Below are 16,774 nucleotides of genomic sequence, written 5' to 3' on the forward strand. Positions count from 1 at the left end.
CGGCGAGCGCGGGCCGGCGGGGCCCGCGCGCTTCCGTGAGGCACCTTCGAGCCGAGGCCTACTTGACCTCGGTCACCTTCAGCGTGCCGATGAGGGGCGTGATTTCGGCGTTCCCCTCATAGCCGAAGGCGAAGTGCGTGGCGTCCGCGACGGGCTGGTTGAACGTCGGGTCCAGCTGCGTCCACTCGCCCACGAACGCCTCCACCCACTCGTGCCAGTAGAGCGCGGGCACGCCGTCCTGGTTCACCATGTAGATGACGCCGTCCACGCGCCGAGCGGGGATGCCCGCCGCGCGCAAGAGCGCCACCGACAACAGCGAGTGCTCCGTGCAGTCCCCGCGCTTCTGGCGCAGCACATCCGTGGCCCGGTCCGCGCTGGCGCCGTAGTCCTTCTCCAGATGCGTGGCCACCCACGTGTTCACCTTCTGCGCCGCGCGGTACGCGTCCTTCTCGTCACCGACAATCTTCTTCGACTGCTCGCGGATGGCCGGGGCATCGCTCTCCACGATGAGGTCGGACTTGAGGTTCTTCCCTCCGTCCGGGTCCGCCACGGGACGCGGCTTGCGCGCCGTCGCCGAGGGCGCCGCGGCCTGCAACGTCACCTCCACGCTCCCATCCGGCCGCGCGGCGAACTTCTGCCGGTACGTCTCCACGCGGAACTTCTCCGGCAGCCCCGTCACCACCAGCTTCACGTTGCCGGGCACCGCCCGCGCGGACTCCGGCAGCGGCTTGGGCAGCACCACGCGGGTGAGGCCAAACACCTCCACCAGGTCCATGCGCTTGGCGACGGCCTCCGTCTCCTTGCGCGCCTGCATCGTCTGGCCGAAGTCCACCAGCACCATCTCCCCGCGCTGGGTGACGTAGGAGACCACCGGCACGTTCTCCTTCTGCGAAATGCTGCTGGCCTTGCCCAGCTTCACCTTCACGCCATTCACCGTCCGCTGCTCGGCGGGCTCCACGGTGGTGCTGAGGCCGTACGTCTCCAGGTCCATGCCATCCAGCACGAAGCCGTCCACCTTCGCCTTGCGAGCCAGCGCCACGCGCGCCTGGTCCACGTCCTCGACGCGCTCCTTCGTCGCGGGCAGCACGGGCAGCACCTCGTCCGCGTGGCCCAGGCGCTTGCGCACCACGCTCATTCCGCCCTCCGGCGTGGTGGTTCCCTCCAGCGTCTGGTCTCCACCGTCGCCCCGCTGCACCACGCTGAACGACAGCAGCCGGCCGCCGGGCTTCGCCTCGTAGATGCGCTCCTCGCGGTGGTTGCGCTCCGACAGTCGCGTCCCCACGAGGGCCTTGAACACGAGCTGGTTGATGCTCTTCACCCGCGCGGGCTCGCCGGGCATCACCACCAGGTCCGTGAAGAGCCAGCCCACCTTCTTGTCCATGAGGTAAAGGCCGAAGAACTCCCCACCTTGAGGGCGAGGGGCCTTCACCACATCGGACACGTTGGTGGGGGCGGTGACGGCCTTGGAGGCCGCGGGAGCACCGGCCCAGGCGGCGGGGGCGCCCGCCAGCAGGGCGCACAGGGACGCGAGGGCCAGGAACATCGGTCGGGGCGTGCGAGTCATCACGCCCCTTCTAACGGGGGAGGCGGTCAAAGTCTTCAACCGCCCCACACCCCGTGCGGTGGCCTACAGCCGCTTGGTGAGGATGATGAGGTCGTCCCCCACCTTGTAGAAGTCGCGGATGCGCGCTTCCTCGCCGTACTTCATGGACGCGTAGAAGCCGCGCGTGGGCCCGTAGGCCTCCGTGGCGCTCGTCTCCACGCGGATGAGCCGGCCGTTGCGACGACGCAGGTCACCCTCCATGTTGGACACCAGCGCCGCGCCCACGCCCTGACCGCGGACGTCCGGAGCGGACGCAATCCAGTACAGGTCGTAGCTGTCCTCCGTCATCGGCGTGGGGCCGTAACAGATGTAGCCGACCAGCTGGCCGTCCCGGTCCGCGACAACGACGGAGTAGTCCGTGTTGCCCGGCGTAAGCGCGATGCCGACCAGCTCGATGGCGACCTCAACCTCCTGCGGCGAGAAGGTTTCGATCTTTCGAATCAGAGCGGCGAGCGGCTCCCGATCCTTTCCTTCGATGGGACGGATGTCCATGGGCTCTTTCGGAAGCGACTTCCACCAGTCGGGCGGCGAGGGCTGGGTAGTCCAGGCCCGCGGCAGCCGCGGCCCTGGCGAACCCTGCTCCCGGATGGAGGTCGCAGTTGGGGTTGATATCGATGACGTAGGGCACACCCTCCGGAGACACCCGAAGGTCGACCCGTCCATAGTCCTGACAGTCGAGCGCTGCAAAGGCTTCCAGCGCGACCTGCACACAACGAGCTTCCAGCGCCGCATCCACCTGGCACGGCCCGGCGGGCGTATCCCGGTACTCGGGAGAGCCCTCCTCCCACTTGGCGCTGTACGACACGATGTTCGGCCGGTCCTCGAAGGTCCGACCGAAGTGGATTTCAGTCAACGGCAGCGCACGGCGCGGCTGGTTTCCCAACAGCGGCACGTAGATTTCGCGGCCGGGGATGAACTGCTCCACGAGCGCGGGCTGGTGGAACTCGCGCAGCACCATCTCGCAGGCGCGCACCAGCGCGGCGCGCTCGTAGACGACGGAGTCTCCCGTCACGCCCATGCTGGCGTCCTCGCGCGCGGGCTTGACGATGAGGGGCCAGGGCAGGTCCACCGCCAGCGCGTCCTCCAGTCGCTCCACCACGCGGAAGGCGGGCGTGGACACGCCGCGCGCGCTGAGCAGCTCCTTCGCCTTGGGCTTGTGCAGCGCGAGCCCGAGCGAGAGGGCGGACGAGCCGGTGTAGGCCAGGCCCAGCGCATCCAGCAGGCAGGGGACCGCCATCTCTCCCCGGCTGTCGGCGGCGAGCGACTCGCACAGGTTGACGACGAGGTCCGGCTGCCGGCGCCGCAGGATGTCCACGAAGTCCAGCCGGTCACCCTCGATGGCCAGTGGCTCGGCGACGGTGTCGCCGTGGGTGAGGGCCTCCGAGAGCGCCGCGGCGACCCGCACCACGTCCTCTCGGGCCTCCCGTCCCGGGTCATCCTGGAGGAGCTCGTGGTCGCGGTTGTGCAGCAGAATGAGGTGCATTCGGAGGTGGCGGGAGGGTTAGCACGTCCCCCGTTCCGAGCCCAGTCCACAGGTGACGGTTGGTTACCTCCTGGGCTACCTCCCGGAAGGGCTTGCGGTACGGTGGACTACCTCCGATAGGGGTACTCAGGAGTATGGAAAGGGCACCATGCGCATCCGCGACCCCATCCACGGCACCATCCCGGTGAGCGAGTCGGAGAAGGCCGTCATCGACAGCCGCCACTATCAGCGGCTGCGCTACGTGCGGCAGCTCGGCTTCGGCGACCTGGCCTTCCCTGGCGCCACGCACACCCGACACATCCACTCCCTGGGCGCCATGCACGTCGCCTCGCGGGTGTTCGGCGCGGTGGCCTCCCGCTCCTCGCTCCCCGAGGACGTGCGCGAGCGCTTCTGCACCGCGGTGCGTCTGGCCGTCCTCTGCCATGACCTGGGCCACATGCCGCTGTCGCACGCCTCCGAGCGCATCGCCCCGAAGCGTTCACTGCTGCGCCTGCCCGGCTGGCTGGACTCGGTGGCGGAGGGCGAGCAGGCGACGCATGAGGACTACACGGCGAAGATCCTGCTCGACAGCTCGCTGACGCCCATCATCGAGCGGGAGTTCGGGGCGCTGGGCATCACCCCCATGGCGGCGGTGGCGCTGATTTCGGGAGCCCGTCCGCCCAAGGACCCGGGCTTCACGTGGGACGGCGTGGACTGGTCGCCGCTCTTGCGCGCCATCGTCTCCGGCGAGCTGGACGCGGACCGCATGGACTACCTGCTGCGCGACTCCTTCTACACGGGGGTCAACTACGGCCGGTACGACATGGATTGGATCATCGGCAACCTGAACCCGGCGGTGAAGGACGGGCGGGCCTACCTCGCGCTGAGCCGGGCGGCGGCGTTCGCCTTCGAGGACTTCCTCCTCAGCCGCTACCACATGTTCGTCTCGGTCTACCTGCACCACACGTCGGTGAGCTTCGACTACATGCTGCGGCGCTACTACGAGGAGTCGCCCGGCGAGTTCGAGATTCCGTCGGACCCGGAGGACTTCCTGCTCTGTGACGACTCGGCGCTCTGGTACACGCTGCGCCGCTCTCGCAACAAGTGGGCGCAGCGCATCATCACCCGTCAGGGCTTCAAGCTGCTGGCGCAGTACACGGAGCGCGATACCGGGTACGACCTGGACGTGCTGCGCAGCGCGCTCGTCTCGTCGGGCTTCGAGCACTACGTCGTGGAGTCGGTGAACGTGCTCAGCAAGTACGCCTCCGGGCCGACGGGCACGGGGCCGAGCCTCTTCATCATCGACGCGTCCACCGGACGGTTGACGGAGGTGGCGCGCTACACCGCGCTGTACCAGCGCTACAGTGGCGCGGTCCGCCTCACGCGCTTGTTCGTGCGGCCGGACCAGTCGGAAGCAGCGCACGAGCTGATGGGCCAGCTCCTCGGTCAGGCGGTGCAATCATGAGTGAGCGTCTTCCCGGTCTGGGCCTCGGTCTGGACCTGAGCCATGTCCCCGTCGAGCCGCGCGCCTCCGCGGTGGCGCTGCTCTACCGCCGCGTGGGTCCGGGCGTGGAGGTGTACTGGGTGAAGCGCGGCAAGGCGCTGGCCTTCGCGGGCGGCTTCTACGCGTTCCCTGGCGGCAAGCTGGACGCGGCGGACGCGGAGGTCCCGGTGCGGGGTGCCAGTGGGGAGGAGGCCGCGTTGCGCTCGGCCGCCGCGCGCGAGCTGTTCGAGGAGGCCGGTGTGCTGGTGGCCGAGGGCGCCGAGGCGCTCTCGCAAGAGAAGCAGGACGCGCTGCGCAAGGCGCTGCTCGCGGGACAGCGCGGGTGGGGCGAGCTGCTGCGGGACGAGGGCCTGACGCTGCGCGCCGATGACTTCCGCGCCGCGGGGCGGTGGATTACCCCGCACGCGGTGCCGGTGCGCTTCGACACGCACTTCTATCTGGTGGAGCTGCCGCCGCATGCCCGCACGGAGCTGTGGCCCGGAGAGCTGTCGGAGGGCGCGTGGGTATCGCCCTCGCTGGCGCTGGGGCGCTGGGCGGACGGCACCGCGCTGTTGCACCCGCCAGCGGTGCATGCGCTCCAGGTCCTGGGCACGTTCACCGACGAGGCGGACGCGAGGGCGCGGCTGACGACGCCGCCGTACTGCCCGGGCTTCATTGCCCAGCGCGTCGAGTTCCAGCAGGGCGTGCGTGTGGTGGCGCTGGAGACGCCCACGCTGCCGCCGGCCACGCACACCAACGCGTATGTGCTGGGCAACGGCGAGCTGCTGCTGGTGGACCCGGGCTCCGGGGATGTGAAGCAGTACGCGAAGCTGCTGTCGCTGGTGTCGAGCCTGAAGGCGGACGGGTTCAAGCCGGTGGCGGTGGTGCTGACGCATCACCACGGCGACCACGTGGGCGGAGCGCGCGCGGTGAAGGAGCGGCTGGGCATTCCGCTGTGGTGCCATGCGAAGACGGCGGAGTGGCTGGACTTCCCCGTCGAGCGACTGCTGGAGGACGGCGAGGTGCTGGAGTTGGCGGGAGAGGTGCCCCAGCGCTGGCGGGTGCTGCACACGCCCGGACATGCGCGGGGCCATGTCTGCCTCGTGGACGAGCGCAGCCGCGCGGCGGTGGTGGGTGACATGGTGGCCGGCGTGGGCTCCATCGTCATCGACCCGCCCGAGGGCAACATGCGCGACTACCTGACGCAGCTCGCCCGGCTGCGCGACTGGCCCGTGGGCACGCTGTATCCCGCGCATGGACAGCCGTTGCCGGACGGGCCCGCGAAGCTCCAGGAGTATCTGAACCACCGAGCCCAGCGCGAGGCGCTCATCCTCGCGGCGGTGTCTCCCGAGGGAATCACGTTGGCCCAGTTGGTGGAGCGGGCCTATGCGGACACGCCGCCGTTGATGCACCCGGTGGCGGAGCGCAGCGCGCTGGCCACGCTGGAGAAGCTGATGGCCGAAGGTCACGTGCGCGAGGAGTCGCTGCAGTACTTCCGCGTCGGAGCGTGAGTCGGAGGGGCGGCCTCAGAACCGCCCTATCAGCCCCAGCCGTGGACCGTGCTCGGTCATCCCCGCGACGGAGCGTGAGCCAGCGGTGCGGCTCTTAGAATCGCCCGATCAGCCCCAGTCGTGGGCCGTGCTCGGTCATCCCCGCGACGGGCAGCACCCGCACGCCGGAGTCATGCCGCGTCTGAGCGGGCGGTGACACCGGGCGCTGTGACTGATGGGACAGCTCGTAGCCCGTGGTGGCGCCCGCGACGGGGAGCAGCAGCAGCAGCGCGGCGAGCGCCTTGTCGTCGTCGTTGGCCCCGAGGATGAGCGAGCCCAGGAGCGCGCCACCCCAGCCGACCAGACTTCCTCCGACGGTGGCGAGCAGCGTGCCCTTGCCGTCCATGAGCCGCCCGCCCGCCCAGGTGCCGGCGGGGATGCCGATGACCACGCCGGTGAGTCCTCCCACCAGCGAGACGACCTGACACTCGTCACAGCCCACCGTGGGCGCGCCGAGCAGGTAACCCACGACGAGGCCCACGGCCCCGCCCGCGATTCCGCCCGCGGTTCCTCCCACGAACTCCACCGCGACGCGGGGCACCGGGTCTTCCACGGCGACCTTGCGACTCGGCTTGGCCTGCTCTGTGACTTCGGGGCCGGAAGGCGGAGGGGTGGTGTCCTGGGCGTCGTCCTTGCCCTGCTCGTCGTCCCCGTCTCCAGGCGAGACGGGGACGAGTGGGGGAGGAGACAGCTCGGAAGCGGGGCGCTGGGCCGGCTCGTCCTCTCGGCCAGACTGGCCCCAGGCGGAGCCCGTGCTCGACAAGAGCAGGACGGCCAGCCAGGCGGAGAGCGCGCGCGAAAACCTCACCTGTACAAGCTACAGCAAGGCCGGGGGTGTCGTCGCGTCAACTGGCGGACACCTCGGTGACACGGTCGGCCCGGGCCCGGCGCCGCAGCACCACCAGGGCGAGCGGCGCGGCGGCCAGCAACACCTGGGGCAGCAGCGAGACGACGTCCGGGTAGATGCCGAGCAGGTCCACGGTGAAGAAGCGCACCGGCACCAGCGGCAGCGCGCCCACTTCCTGGAGCGAGTGCAGGCCCTTGCCCAGCAACATCACCGCAGTGACGACGAGGACCACCGTGGACACGTTGAACAGCGTCTTCATGGGCAGACGGAAGCCCAGCTGGTTGATGAAGAGGACGAGGATGGCGAGCGCCACCGTGCCCACCAACGCGCCCCAGGCCACGCCCTCGGGCGAGTCCAGCGCCAGGCCCTGGAGGAAGATGGCCGTCTCGAAGCTCTCGCGCAGCACGGCGGTGAAGGCGATGAGGAACAGGCCCACCATGCTGCCTCGGCCCAGCGCGCCCTGCATCTTCTGGCGCAGCTCGCCCATGAACTGGCTGATGTTGGAGCGCGCGTTGAGCCACAGCGCCGCGTACACCAGCATGCCCACCGCCGCGAGCGCGGCCACTCCCTCCAGCCACTCGCGCTGCGCGCCGGCCAGCAGGTGTCGGCCGAGCAGGTAGGCCCCGGCGCCCATCACCAGCGCGGACATCCAGCCGGCATGCACCACGCGCACGTGCTCGGTGGCCTTCATCTTCTTCAGGGCCGCCAGCAGCGCCGCGACGATGATGGTGGCCTCGAAGCCCTCGCGCAGCAGGATGAACACCGTGAGCCACAGCGTGGACATCAGGTCCGCCGTGCTGCCGCTGTCCCGACGCGCCTGGTCCAGGAGCGACACCAGCTCACGGCCTTCGTCCTGGAGGTGCGGACTGCCGTTCTCCGCCGCGAGCCGCGCCTTGAGGAAGCCTTGCTCCAGCTTGAGCACCAGCGCCGAGTCGCGCGAGCTGAGCTTGGGCTCCACCGGCTCCAGGCCGTTGAGATACGCATCCAGCAGCGCCGCCTTCGCCCCGGCCGCGTTGCCCGCGGCGCCCTGTCGCAGCGCCTCCTGGACACCATCGCGGGCAATCATGAGCGAGCGCTCCTCGTCCACTTCCGGCAGCTTGCGGCGCAGGCACGCGAGGTGCTCCGCGCCGAACGACTTCACCAGGTCGTCATCCGTGGTGTTCGCCAGCCGCTCCAGCGACGCGCGCGGCGCGGTGCCCTCACACGCCGGCTGGCGCAGGGTGAAGACGAAGAAGGCGAGCGACCAGCGCTCGTCCTCGCTCAGCGTGGGATAGGCCGGCATCGCGGTGCCCGGCACTCCGAAGCTGGTGGTGTTGAAGGCCTTGTAGGGCGTGAGGCCGCCCATCAGCTCCGCGTCGCGGAAGTTGGCGGGCGCGGGCTCCATGGTCGCGGCGATGGGCAGGTTGGCGCTGCCGTCCGCGCCGTGGCAGGCCGCGCAGTTGGTCTGGAAGAGCTTCTCGCCGAGCTTCAGGTCCGGCGGGTGACGCGGGCTGCGAGCAAGGCCCCCGGCCAGCACCAGGTCCTCCACCAGCGCGCCGCAGTCCCGACTCACGCCCTCCGCGTCGCTCGACTGGTCCACGCGCGCCTGGATGGCCTTCACGCGCGGGACGAAGACCGCCGCCGCCGCGCCAAGTCCCTGGGCCGCGTCCACCGCCTCGGCCGCGAAGCTCTTCTGCTCCGCCAGCTCGAACTCCGACTGGGACTCGATGGCGGCCGGATAGTCCGCCTCCAGGTACTGGAGGATTCCCACCAGCCGGTGCCACGTCCGCTCCTCCGCGCCTGGCTCGCTGGCCCCGGCCGAAAGAGGCACCGCGAGCACGAGGCACAAGGCGACGGAGACCACACGATTCATGGCCTTCGTCTACCAGCGGCGGAAAAGTGTTTCAATTTTGCGAATCAATATCGAAATGGGCGTTTCAAACCCGTGAAGGGATGGTGGCGACGGTCGTGGCGTTGCCAGGGCCTGTCCACTGCTCGACTTCCAGGGACTGGATGCGCAGGCGGGCGAGGCGCCAGTCACCGCCCCGCAGTCGGCCGATGGCGAAGGCGCCGATGGAGAGCGCGCCGATGGCGACAGCCCCGACGGAGAGTGCCCCCATCGCGGTGGCGCCCAGGGCACTGGCTCCGACGGCGAGTGCGCGGAGGGCTCGGGCGCGCGGGAGTCGCCGCCGCGCTTGTCTGGCGTCGAGCTGACGGGAGAGGCGAGCAAGCGTGAGGGTGTTGGAGATGGCGAGCCCGGTGGCACCGGCCAGCGTCGCGGTGCGCAGGGAACGGCCGATGAGGTGCTGGGGCTGGAGCGGGAAGGTGAGGGTGGTCCACATGCCGTTCGAGGTGCGCACGGCGCCGCGCGGGAGCTACCTGCTGGCGCACGGTGCGCTGCCCGGCGGGCGAGCGACGCGAGAGGTGAGGGCCTCAGCGTTCGTAGGTGAGGAACGAGTGGGGAGGCTCGGCCTCCGGGTGCTGCTCTTCCTCGACGAGCTTCCAGCCCGACAGGTCGACCTCCGGGAAGAAGGTGTCGCCCGGGTAGTCGCGCGAGATTCGCGTGAGGTAGAGGCGCTGCACGCGGTCCATCGTCTGGGCGTAGAGGTCCGCGCCACCCGCGATGAAGACCTCGTCATCGCCTCGGGCCTGGGCCTGCTGGAGCGCCTGCTCCACGGAGTGGACCACCGTCACGCCTTCGGGCGCGAAGTCCTGTTGGCGCGTGACGACGATGAAGGCGCGGCCGGGCAGGGGGCGGCCAATGGACTCATACGTCTTGCGACCCATGATGAGCGTGTGGCCCATGGTGAGTCGCTTGAAGCGCGCGAGGTCCGCGGGCAGGCGCCACGGGAGCTGGTTGTGGGCGCCGATGACGCGGTTGGATGCGAGGGCGACGATGGCCGACAGCTTCATACGGCGACCGGGGCCTTGATGGCGGGATGCGGCTCGTAGCCTTCGACCTGGATGTCCTCGTACTTGAAGGCGAACAAGTCCTTCACGTCCGGGTTGAGGCGCAGGCGCGGCAGTGGACGGGGCGCGCGCGAGAGCTGCTCGCGGGCCTGCTCGACGTGGTTGAGGTACAGGTGCGCGTCGCCCATCGTGTGGATGAACTCGTGCGCTTCCAGGCCCGTCACCTGCGCGACCATCATCGTCAGCAGCGCATACGAGGCGATGTTGAAGGGCAGTCCGAGGAAGAGGTCCGCGCTGCGCTGGTAGAGCTGGCAGGACAGGCGCCCGTTGGCCACGTAGAACTGGAAGAGGACATGGCACGGCGGCAGCTTCATGTCCGGCAGGTCCGCCACGTTCCACGCGCTGATGAGGTGGCGGCGCGAGTCGGGGTTCTTCTTCAGCCCGTCGACCAGGGCCTTCATCTGGTCGATGTGGCCGCCGTCTGGCGCGTTCCAGGAGCGCCACTGGTGGCCGTAGACGGGGCCCAGCTCACCGTGTGCGTTGGCCCACTCGTCCCAGATGGTGACGCCGCTGGCCTGGAGCGTGCGCACGTTGGTGTCCCCCGCGAGCATCCAGAGCAGCTCGTGGAAGATGGACTTCACGTGCAGCTTCTTCGTGGTGACCAGCGGGAAGCCTTGCGTCAGGTCGAACCGCAGCTGAGGGCCGAAGACACTGAGTGTGCCTGTGCCCGTGCGGTCCCCCTTCTTCGTTCCGTGCTTGAGGACGTGGTCGAGCAGGTTCAGATAGGGCTGCATGGGGTCGAGGCGTGTATGCCGCCCTCGGGTAGGTGTTCAAGTAGGAAGAGTTCCTCATGTCTGCCAGCCACTTTGTGGGCTGCTTCCGAGGGTGCACCGACGCGCCTTCTCTGGACGTGTGGCGCGCCCCACCGGTACAAGCCGGAACCCATGAAGATTTATACGAAGACCGGCGACGCGGGAGAGACCGGCCTGTTCGGAGGCGGTCGGGTCGCCAAGGACGACGTCCGCGTGGACGCGTACGGCGAGGTGGATGAGCTCAACGCGACGCTCGGTCTCGCGCGGGGCTTCTCCCTGCCGCAGGACCTGGACGCGATGCTGCACCGGCTCCAGGACCAGCTCTTTACTGTGGGCGCGGTGATGGCGACGCCCGCGGGCACGAAGGCGTCCGCGCACATTCCCTCGCTCAAGGCGGAGTGGGCGGTGGACATGGAGCACGCCATCGACCGCTTCGAGAGCGAGCTGCCGCAGATGACCCACTTCATCCTGCCTGGAGGCACGCAGGGCGCCGCCGCGCTGCACCTGTCACGCACCGTGTGCCGTCGCGCCGAGCGCCGCGCCGTTCCGCTGCTGCGCGACGGGACGATTCCCAAGGACGTGGTGGTTTTCCTCAACAGGCTCTCCGACCTGCTCTTCGTCATGGCTCGAGTGGCCAACCACCGCGCCAAGGTGGAAGACGTGAAGTGGATTCCGGAGAAGCCGTCCGCGAAGTAGCGCTCCCTGATTTCCGTCGTGCTGCCCACCGCCCCTCTTCGCGACCTCGCCCGGTCCGTCGGCTTCGACCTCGTGGGCTTCGCTCGCGCGGAGCCCATTCCACCCACCTTCATCATGGAGTGGCTGGAGGCGGGCTTCGCGGCGGACATGGACTGGATGGGCGAGCGGGTCGCCGAGCGGTTGGACGTCGACAGGCTCCTACCGGGCGCCCGGACGGTCATCTCCTTCGTCAACAACTACTGGCGCGATGACGAGGTGTCGGTGGGTTCGCCCATCGCCCGGTATGCGCGGGGCCGCGACTACCACTCCACGCTGCGCGACAGGATGAAGGCCTTCCGCAAGGCCATCATCCGGATGTCCCCGGGCCTGGGAACGTACGGGAGCGTGGACAGCGGCCCCCTCATGGAGAAGGTGTGGGCGGCGCGCGCGGGGCTTGGCTACGTGGGGAAGAACGGCTGTTTCATCACCGAGCCGTATGGCTCGTGGGTGTTGCTGGCCACGCTCGTCCTCGATGCCGAGGTGGACGATTATGGGACGGGGCCGGCGGGGGACCGGTGTGGCGCGTGTCGCCGCTGTCTCATGTCCTGTCCCACGGGAGCGCTGGTGGGCAACGGCCGCGTGGATGCACGGGCGTGTCTGTCCTACCAGACCATCGAGAACCGCGAGCAGCAGGTGCCGGAGGCCTTCCGGCTCAAGTTCGACAACCTCATCTTCGGGTGCGACATCTGCCAGCAGGTGTGTCCACTCAATCGGCGGCCCGTATTCGCCGAGCACCCGCGCTTCGCACCGCGCGCGGTGGCGGAGCTGGGCACGCTGGAATTGGCGGGGCTCACACCGACACAGTACGAGGAGCTCATCCCCGGTACAGCGTTGGCACGGGCCCGGTATGACGTGCTCCGCCGCAACGCGGTGTATGCGCTGGGCGTGGCCAGGCAGGCGGACTCGCGATACCTGCTCGAAAAGCTCTGCGGCGATTCGAGCGAATTGGTACGTACCGCCGCGCAATGGGCTCTTCACAAGCTCGACCCCTGAACTCCTCCGACGCATCGCCGCTTCGCGGGGTGTATGCCGCGTTGCTCATCCAGGTCAGCATCAGCGCCGGGACGTATCTGGCCGCGAAGCGGGCCATGACGGAGCTGCCGCCGCTCACCGTGGTGTTGTGGCGCTTCTTCCTGAGCGGGCTGGTGTTCGTGGTGCTGCTGCTGGTGCTGCCCGGGCCGAAGCTGCCGCCGCGCGATGCCTGGCGCCGCATCTTCATCCTCGGGTTGCTGGCGGGCCCGGTGAACCAGGTGTTCTTCTTCTCGGGCCTCTCGCGCTCCACCGCCGCGCATGGGGCGCTGCTCTATGCGCTCACGCCGCTGGGCGTGTACCTGCTGAGCCTCGCGCGAGGACAGGAGCGGGCCTCCGCGCGGACGCTGCTGGGCATCGCCACCGCCTTCATCGGCGTCGTGGTGCTGCTGCTGGGGCGCGGGTTGGCGGATGCACGCGGCTCCATGTTGGGGGACGTGCTAATCCTCGGCGCGGTGCTGGCGTGGGTCGTCTACACGACGGAGGGGAAGCCCTTCGTCGCCGTCCACGGTCCGCTGCGCGCGACGGCGTGGTGCATGACGATGTCCACGGTGTTGATGCTGCCCTTCGCTCCCTTCGTGGCGAACACGGACATGCTGATGGCCGCGAGCGCGACGGCCAAGGGCTGCATCGTCTACCTGGGGCTGCTGACGTCGGTGGTGGCGTACGTGCTCTGGTACTACGCGCTGTCGAAGGTGTCGGCGTCGAAGGTTGCCATCTTCTCCAACCTCCAGCCCGCGGCCACGGCGCTCGCGGCCTGGCTGCTGCTGGACGAGTCGCTGCACTGGGAAATCGCGGTGGGTGGAGTGCTCGTCCTCGCGGGCGTGCGGCTCACCCAGACGGTGGTGGCCCGCGCTCCGCCGACGGCGCCCCTGCCTCCCGTGGCGGGGCGCCCGGCGACCTGAGCGGCTACTGCGGGTCCCACCCCGCGTTCACCGTCACCCGGTCCAACGCGCGCACCGTGACGTACGGGACGAAGCCCGCGGCGCGAGCGCGCGTATACGCATCCGCGACGTGGGCGGACTGGACGGCGTAGTCGGTGGACAGCACCAGCTTGCCCGCGGCGCGAACCCGGGCGGCGTTGGCGCGGTTCTCCGCGCACCAGCCCGCGTCACACGCGACGTCGTCGGACCAGTACATGTCCTCCATGCCCAGGCCGTCGATGGCGGGCAAGTAGGCCGGGTCATCGACGAGCTCCGGGGAGTTCTGCGGCACGACCTTGAAGGCCGGGTTGCGCGCCTTCGCGTACTGGTTGATGCGGGCGATGAGCGCCACCATCTTCCGCGCGAGGTCGGCGCGGTTGGTGCCCGCCGCGTTGGCGGGAATCTCCTCGTACGTCACCACCATGTCCAGGTAGCAGCCGGTGAAGCCCGCGTCGAGCGCGCGGTCCAGGCGTCCCTGGACGATGGGCCACCAGCGCTCGTCCCAGTACTTCACGTACTGCTCGTCGGGCCAGCCGTCCACGGGGCCGAGCTTCATGTCCGCGGGCACCTGGCTCCACTCGGGACGGTACTCCTCGATGGCGCCAATCTCGAAGTACGCGAGCACCTGCTTGCCTCGGGCCTTGAGCGCGGAAATCTCGGCGGCGGTGAAGTAGCCGCTCGAGCCGTCCCGCACCAATTCGACGATGGCGAGGTCGAACTTCGAGGCGGCAATCGCGTCGAGCTTGCCCTGGGGATAGTTGGTGAGCTGGTACGTGAAGCTGCTGACGCCCTCCCAGGGTACCGGCGTGCCCGCGTCGGTGGGCGTGCCCGCGTCGGTGGGAGTCCCCGCGTCCGTCGGAGTGCCCGCATCGGTGGGCGTGCCCGCGTCCGTCGGCGTCCCAGCGTCCGATGCCGCGACCTGCACGCGCACCACGAGCAGGTCCAGCAGCGACGCATCCGCCGAGGACTCCGTGCGGTAGCGCAGCTTCACGGGGCCGCCGGAGAAGAACCGCGCGGGAGAGGAGAGGGCGAGCGACGTGGCGGACCACCTCCACGACTGCGCGAAGGCGTTGTCACCCACGACGACCCAGGTGCCCGTCGAGTAGTCCCAGGCCTCGAACAGCCAGCGCATCGCCGACTTCGTCGGGCCCCGGAAGTTCACGCCGATTTCGGCCGCGACGACGGTGTCCGCGCTCACGCCCGTGGGCAGCGGATAGGTGCACGTGGCGGAGCTGTTGGGGGCGAACTCGACGTACTCCGCCCAGCGGTCCTGCGTGCCGGACAGCGTCTGGGTGTGCAGGCCCTGGACGCCCTGGCCCGAGCCGATGGAGCCGCGCGCGAGCTGGAGGGTGGTGCAGGTGAGCGTCTGCGCATCGGGGAGAATCGCGCCGCGCTCATCGTCGAGCGTGTCACGCGCACTGCTTCCACCACACGCGGCCAGCAGGGCCAGACAGGTCCACGTCAACCACTTCACAGCGACTCGCATGCAACGTCTCCTCGGGGTGTGGAACGCGGCGGCCATTAACGCCGTGCGCGGGGCGTCAGCAATGCGAAGTGGCGGTGCGCGCGCCGACGCACGAGGGCTCGCGCTCTCCTGCTGGAACATTCGTTTCCGCCTGGATGCCATGTGGTGCACGGCCCGCGTCTGCGTACACTGGCGCGATGCTTCGCGCGGGTGAGGACCTGTTCCAGGTGGAGGAGTTGCTGTGGGTGCTGAGCGCGCCCACGGGCAAGGGCATCTACGACTTCGGCTTCGACCGGTTCTTCGCCTGTCGTCGTCCGTATCAGCCGCCGGAGTCGCTGGAGGTGGTGGCTCGCGTCGGCGTGTGGAGCGACTACGCCGAGCGCTACCGCGAGCTGGCGGCGTCGGACGTGAAGCTGGTGCACTCACCGGAGCAGCACCTGCTCGCGACGGAGCTGCCGCACTGGTACCCCCGACTCACGGACCTCACGCCGCGCAGCGTCTGGTACGACACGCGGCCGTCCGCGAAGACGGTGGGGGACATGCTCGGCTGGCCTGTCTTCGTGAAGGGCGAGCGACAGACGAGCCGCCACCGCAAGTCGCTCTCCATCATCGAGGGACCCGAGCAGTTCGAGCGCGCGATGGCGACCTATGCGACGGACCCCATCCTCCACTGGCAACGCGTGGTGTGTCGCGAGCTGCGTCCGCTGCGCCGGGTGGAGGAGGGCGCGCCGGACCGCATCCCCAGCTCGTTCGAGTTCCGCACCTTCTGGTGGCGCGGTGAGCTGGTGGGGTGGGGGCCCTACTGGTGGCAGGGGACGCCGTACACGATGAACGAAGCGGAGCAGCACGAGGCGCTCGGCCTGGGGCGCGAGGTGGCGCGCCGGGTGGACGTGCCCTTCCTCGTCGTGGACCTCGCGCAGGAGGTCTCCGGCCGCTGGATTGTCATCGAGTGCAATGACGGCCAGGAGAGCGGCTACGCGGGTGTCTCTCCCTTCGCGCTGTGGCGGAACATCCTGGAGCTGCAACGCGCGCGGTGAGTCGCGCGGTGTCCGACGCGGAGGTCAGTCCCCGTTGGGGTCCCACTCGGAGATGTCCTTGTTCTTGGGCTCCGCCGGAATCGTGGGGCGCAGTGGGTTGGACGGGGGCGGCGGCGCGGGCTTCTTCGTGGCAGCGACGGGGGCGGGCGGTGGCTCGTCGAGCAGCGGGTCCTTCGTGTCGTCGTCGGCGGCTGCGACGGTGGGCGTGGGCTTCGCGGGCGCGGGCCTCACGGGCTCCATCCGGGGTGACGGCTTCGCGGCGGCCGTGGGCGCGGGCGACGGCGCATCCAGCGGCTCCAAATCACCGAGGTCGGGCTCGGTCTCCGGCGCGGGCTTTGGCTCGGGCTTCGCTGGCTTCGGCTCGGAGTCGGAGGCGCGGTAGACGCCCTGCCGCGACACCGCGGGCACGGGCGTGGTGTCGACCGGCGCCGGCCCCGCCGACGGGACTTCCTCCGCGGGAGGGCGCGAGTCCTCGGCGGGGACGGTGTCCGGGCGGTAGGCCTCGCGGCGCGCCCTGACGGAGTCCCTCTCCGGACGTGCGTCACCGAACGGGTCCTCTTCACGGTTCGACGTGCGCCGGGGCTCCGAGTCCCCCGAGTCTCCAAACGGGTCTTCTTCCCGGCTCATGGGCTGCCTCGGAGTGGTCCGCCTGCGCGAAGGTGGATCCGCCACCACGCTGTCGGGCATTCCGCGCAGCGACGAGTGTCGTTCGCTGCAGTCGCCGCGGTTCTCCGTACAGATGCTCAGACACTGGGTGAGCTTCTTCACGGTGCGACCGCTGCCGCCGTACTCGATGGAGCAGTCCTCCTTGCAGGTGGCGTAGTCCTCCTGACAGCCGGAGGGGACGGCGCCGCGCTGGGCGAGGGCGGGGGTGGCGGCGAGCGCCAGAAGCAGGAAGGGCAGAAGACGCATGGCAATTTCGAAAACTACCAGTCTTCG

At 69.6% G+C, this 16,774-nt stretch carries 16 protein-coding genes; 6 read left to right on the top strand and 10 right to left on the bottom strand.

Annotated elements, in window-relative coordinates:
* Nucleotides 1-58 precede the first annotated feature (58 nt).
* From ACN469_RS40180 to ACN469_RS40190, 3 genes are all read right to left on the bottom strand, one after another.
* Complete coding sequence (locus ACN469_RS40180; protein WP_498777102.1) at nt 59-1,564, bottom strand: transglutaminase-like domain-containing protein; 1,506 nt, start codon at nt 1,562-1,564, stop codon at nt 59-61.
* 63 nt (nt 1,565-1,627) lie between these two features.
* Nucleotides 1,628-2,095, bottom strand: coding sequence for a GNAT family N-acetyltransferase (locus ACN469_RS40185; RefSeq protein ID WP_498777104.1), 468 nt, complete (start codon nt 2,093-2,095; stop codon nt 1,628-1,630).
* Entirely contained in the window at nt 2,007-3,086 is a 1,080-nt protein-coding gene (locus ACN469_RS40190; protein WP_498777105.1) for a D-alanine--D-alanine ligase family protein, read from the bottom strand. Before ACN469_RS40190 ends, ACN469_RS40185 begins: the two co-directional genes overlap by 89 nt.
* Before the next feature lie 148 nt (nt 3,087-3,234).
* Here ACN469_RS40190 and ACN469_RS40195 point away from each other — a divergent pair, with 148 nt between their 5' ends.
* Together ACN469_RS40195 and ACN469_RS40200 are read left to right on the top strand one after the other, a co-directional pair.
* Entirely contained in the window at nt 3,235-4,530 is a 1,296-nt protein-coding gene (locus ACN469_RS40195; protein ID WP_498777107.1) for an HD domain-containing protein, read from the top strand.
* A complete protein-coding gene (locus ACN469_RS40200; protein ID WP_498777109.1) occupies nt 4,527-6,059 on the top strand; it encodes an MBL fold metallo-hydrolase in 1,533 nt (510 codons plus the stop codon). The genes ACN469_RS40195 and ACN469_RS40200 overlap by 4 nt, the downstream gene beginning before the upstream one ends.
* 94 nt (nt 6,060-6,153) lie before the next feature.
* Here ACN469_RS40200 and ACN469_RS40205 read toward each other — a convergent pair whose 3' ends face one another.
* From ACN469_RS40205 to ACN469_RS40225, 5 genes are all read right to left on the bottom strand, one after another.
* Nucleotides 6,154-6,906 (bottom strand): GlsB/YeaQ/YmgE family stress response membrane protein, encoded by a 753-nt coding sequence (locus ACN469_RS40205; protein WP_498777111.1) that lies wholly within the window; start codon nt 6,904-6,906, stop codon nt 6,154-6,156.
* Between the two features lie 37 nt (nt 6,907-6,943).
* A complete protein-coding gene (locus tag ACN469_RS40210; RefSeq protein ID WP_498777113.1) occupies nt 6,944-8,797 on the bottom strand; it encodes an FTR1 family protein in 1,854 nt (617 codons plus the stop codon).
* A gap of 64 nt (nt 8,798-8,861) precedes the next feature.
* On the bottom strand, nt 8,862-9,284 hold the full coding sequence (locus ACN469_RS40215; RefSeq protein ID WP_498777114.1) for a hypothetical protein: 423 nt from the start codon (nt 9,282-9,284) through the stop codon (nt 8,862-8,864).
* Between the two features lie 73 nt (nt 9,285-9,357).
* Nucleotides 9,358-9,837 carry a dihydrofolate reductase gene (locus tag ACN469_RS40220; protein ID WP_498777116.1) on the bottom strand — a complete coding sequence of 160 codons (480 nt, stop codon included), beginning with the start codon at nt 9,835-9,837 and terminating at the stop codon, nt 9,358-9,360.
* Complete coding sequence (locus ACN469_RS40225) at nt 9,834-10,628, bottom strand: thymidylate synthase (protein ID WP_498777118.1); 795 nt, start codon at nt 10,626-10,628, stop codon at nt 9,834-9,836. The genes ACN469_RS40220 and ACN469_RS40225 overlap by 4 nt, the downstream gene beginning before the upstream one ends.
* A gap of 150 nt (nt 10,629-10,778) precedes the next feature.
* Between ACN469_RS40225 and ACN469_RS40230 the strand changes: the two genes are divergently transcribed.
* The 3 genes from ACN469_RS40230 to ACN469_RS40240 are packed head-to-tail and all read left to right on the top strand — an operon-like array spanning nt 10,779 to nt 13,315.
* Complete coding sequence (locus ACN469_RS40230) at nt 10,779-11,342, top strand: cob(I)yrinic acid a,c-diamide adenosyltransferase (protein ID WP_498777120.1); 564 nt, start codon at nt 10,779-10,781, stop codon at nt 11,340-11,342.
* Between the two features lie 18 nt (nt 11,343-11,360).
* Nucleotides 11,361-12,374 (top strand): tRNA epoxyqueuosine(34) reductase QueG, encoded by a 1,014-nt coding sequence (gene queG / locus ACN469_RS40235; protein WP_498777122.1) that lies wholly within the window; start codon nt 11,361-11,363, stop codon nt 12,372-12,374.
* Nucleotides 12,347-13,315 carry a DMT family transporter gene (locus ACN469_RS40240; protein ID WP_498777124.1) on the top strand — a complete coding sequence of 323 codons (969 nt, stop codon included), beginning with the start codon at nt 12,347-12,349 and terminating at the stop codon, nt 13,313-13,315. Before queG ends, ACN469_RS40240 begins: the two co-directional genes overlap by 28 nt.
* Before the next feature lie 4 nt (nt 13,316-13,319).
* Here ACN469_RS40240 and ACN469_RS40245 read toward each other — a convergent pair whose 3' ends face one another.
* Nucleotides 13,320-14,819, bottom strand: a complete 1,500-nt coding sequence (locus ACN469_RS40245; RefSeq protein WP_498777126.1) for an endo alpha-1,4 polygalactosaminidase — start codon at nt 14,817-14,819, stop codon at nt 13,320-13,322.
* A 176-nt stretch (nt 14,820-14,995) separates the two neighbouring features.
* On the opposite strand from ACN469_RS40245, the gene ACN469_RS40250 reads away from it, so the two are divergent.
* Nucleotides 14,996-15,835, top strand: coding sequence for an ATP-grasp domain-containing protein (locus tag ACN469_RS40250; RefSeq protein WP_498777128.1), 840 nt, complete (start codon nt 14,996-14,998; stop codon nt 15,833-15,835).
* Nucleotides 15,836-15,859: 24 nt separating this feature from the next.
* On the opposite strand, the gene ACN469_RS40255 is transcribed toward ACN469_RS40250, so the two are convergent.
* Entirely contained in the window at nt 15,860-16,747 is an 888-nt protein-coding gene (locus ACN469_RS40255; RefSeq protein ID WP_498777130.1) for a hypothetical protein, read from the bottom strand.
* Between the last annotated feature and the right edge of the window lie 27 nt (nt 16,748-16,774).

The sequence above is a fragment of the Corallococcus terminator genome, assembly GCF_049194865.1.
GTDB classification, from domain to species: Bacteria; Myxococcota; Myxococcia; order Myxococcales; family Myxococcaceae; genus Myxococcus; species Myxococcus terminator_A.

Bases quoted from the DNA above. Each gene is read 5' to 3' on its own strand.
- ACN469_RS40190 (WP_498777105.1), bottom strand. From the start codon at position 3,086: ATGCACCTCATTCTGCTGCACAACCGCGACCACGAGCTCCTCCAGGAT.
- ACN469_RS40245 (WP_498777126.1), bottom strand. From the start codon at position 14,819: ATGCGAGTCGCTGTGAAGTGGTTGACGTGGACCTGTCTGGCCCTGCTG.
- ACN469_RS40220 (WP_498777116.1), bottom strand. From the start codon at position 9,837: ATGAAGCTGTCGGCCATCGTCGCCCTCGCATCCAACCGCGTCATCGGC.
- ACN469_RS40195 (WP_498777107.1), top strand. From the start codon at position 3,235: ATGCGCATCCGCGACCCCATCCACGGCACCATCCCGGTGAGCGAGTCG.
- ACN469_RS40200 (WP_498777109.1), top strand. From the start codon at position 4,527: ATGAGTGAGCGTCTTCCCGGTCTGGGCCTCGGTCTGGACCTGAGCCAT.
- ACN469_RS40180 (WP_498777102.1), bottom strand. From the start codon at position 1,564: ATGACTCGCACGCCCCGACCGATGTTCCTGGCCCTCGCGTCCCTGTGC.
- ACN469_RS40185 (WP_498777104.1), bottom strand. From the start codon at position 2,095: ATGGACATCCGTCCCATCGAAGGAAAGGATCGGGAGCCGCTCGCCGCT.
- ACN469_RS40230 (WP_498777120.1), top strand. From the start codon at position 10,779: ATGAAGATTTATACGAAGACCGGCGACGCGGGAGAGACCGGCCTGTTC.
- ACN469_RS40250 (WP_498777128.1), top strand. From the start codon at position 14,996: ATGCTTCGCGCGGGTGAGGACCTGTTCCAGGTGGAGGAGTTGCTGTGG.
- ACN469_RS40240 (WP_498777124.1), top strand. From the start codon at position 12,347: ATGGGCTCTTCACAAGCTCGACCCCTGAACTCCTCCGACGCATCGCCG.
- ACN469_RS40225 (WP_498777118.1), bottom strand. From the start codon at position 10,628: ATGCAGCCCTATCTGAACCTGCTCGACCACGTCCTCAAGCACGGAACG.
- ACN469_RS40255 (WP_498777130.1), bottom strand. From the start codon at position 16,747: ATGCGTCTTCTGCCCTTCCTGCTTCTGGCGCTCGCCGCCACCCCCGCC.
- ACN469_RS40210 (WP_498777113.1), bottom strand. From the start codon at position 8,797: ATGAATCGTGTGGTCTCCGTCGCCTTGTGCCTCGTGCTCGCGGTGCCT.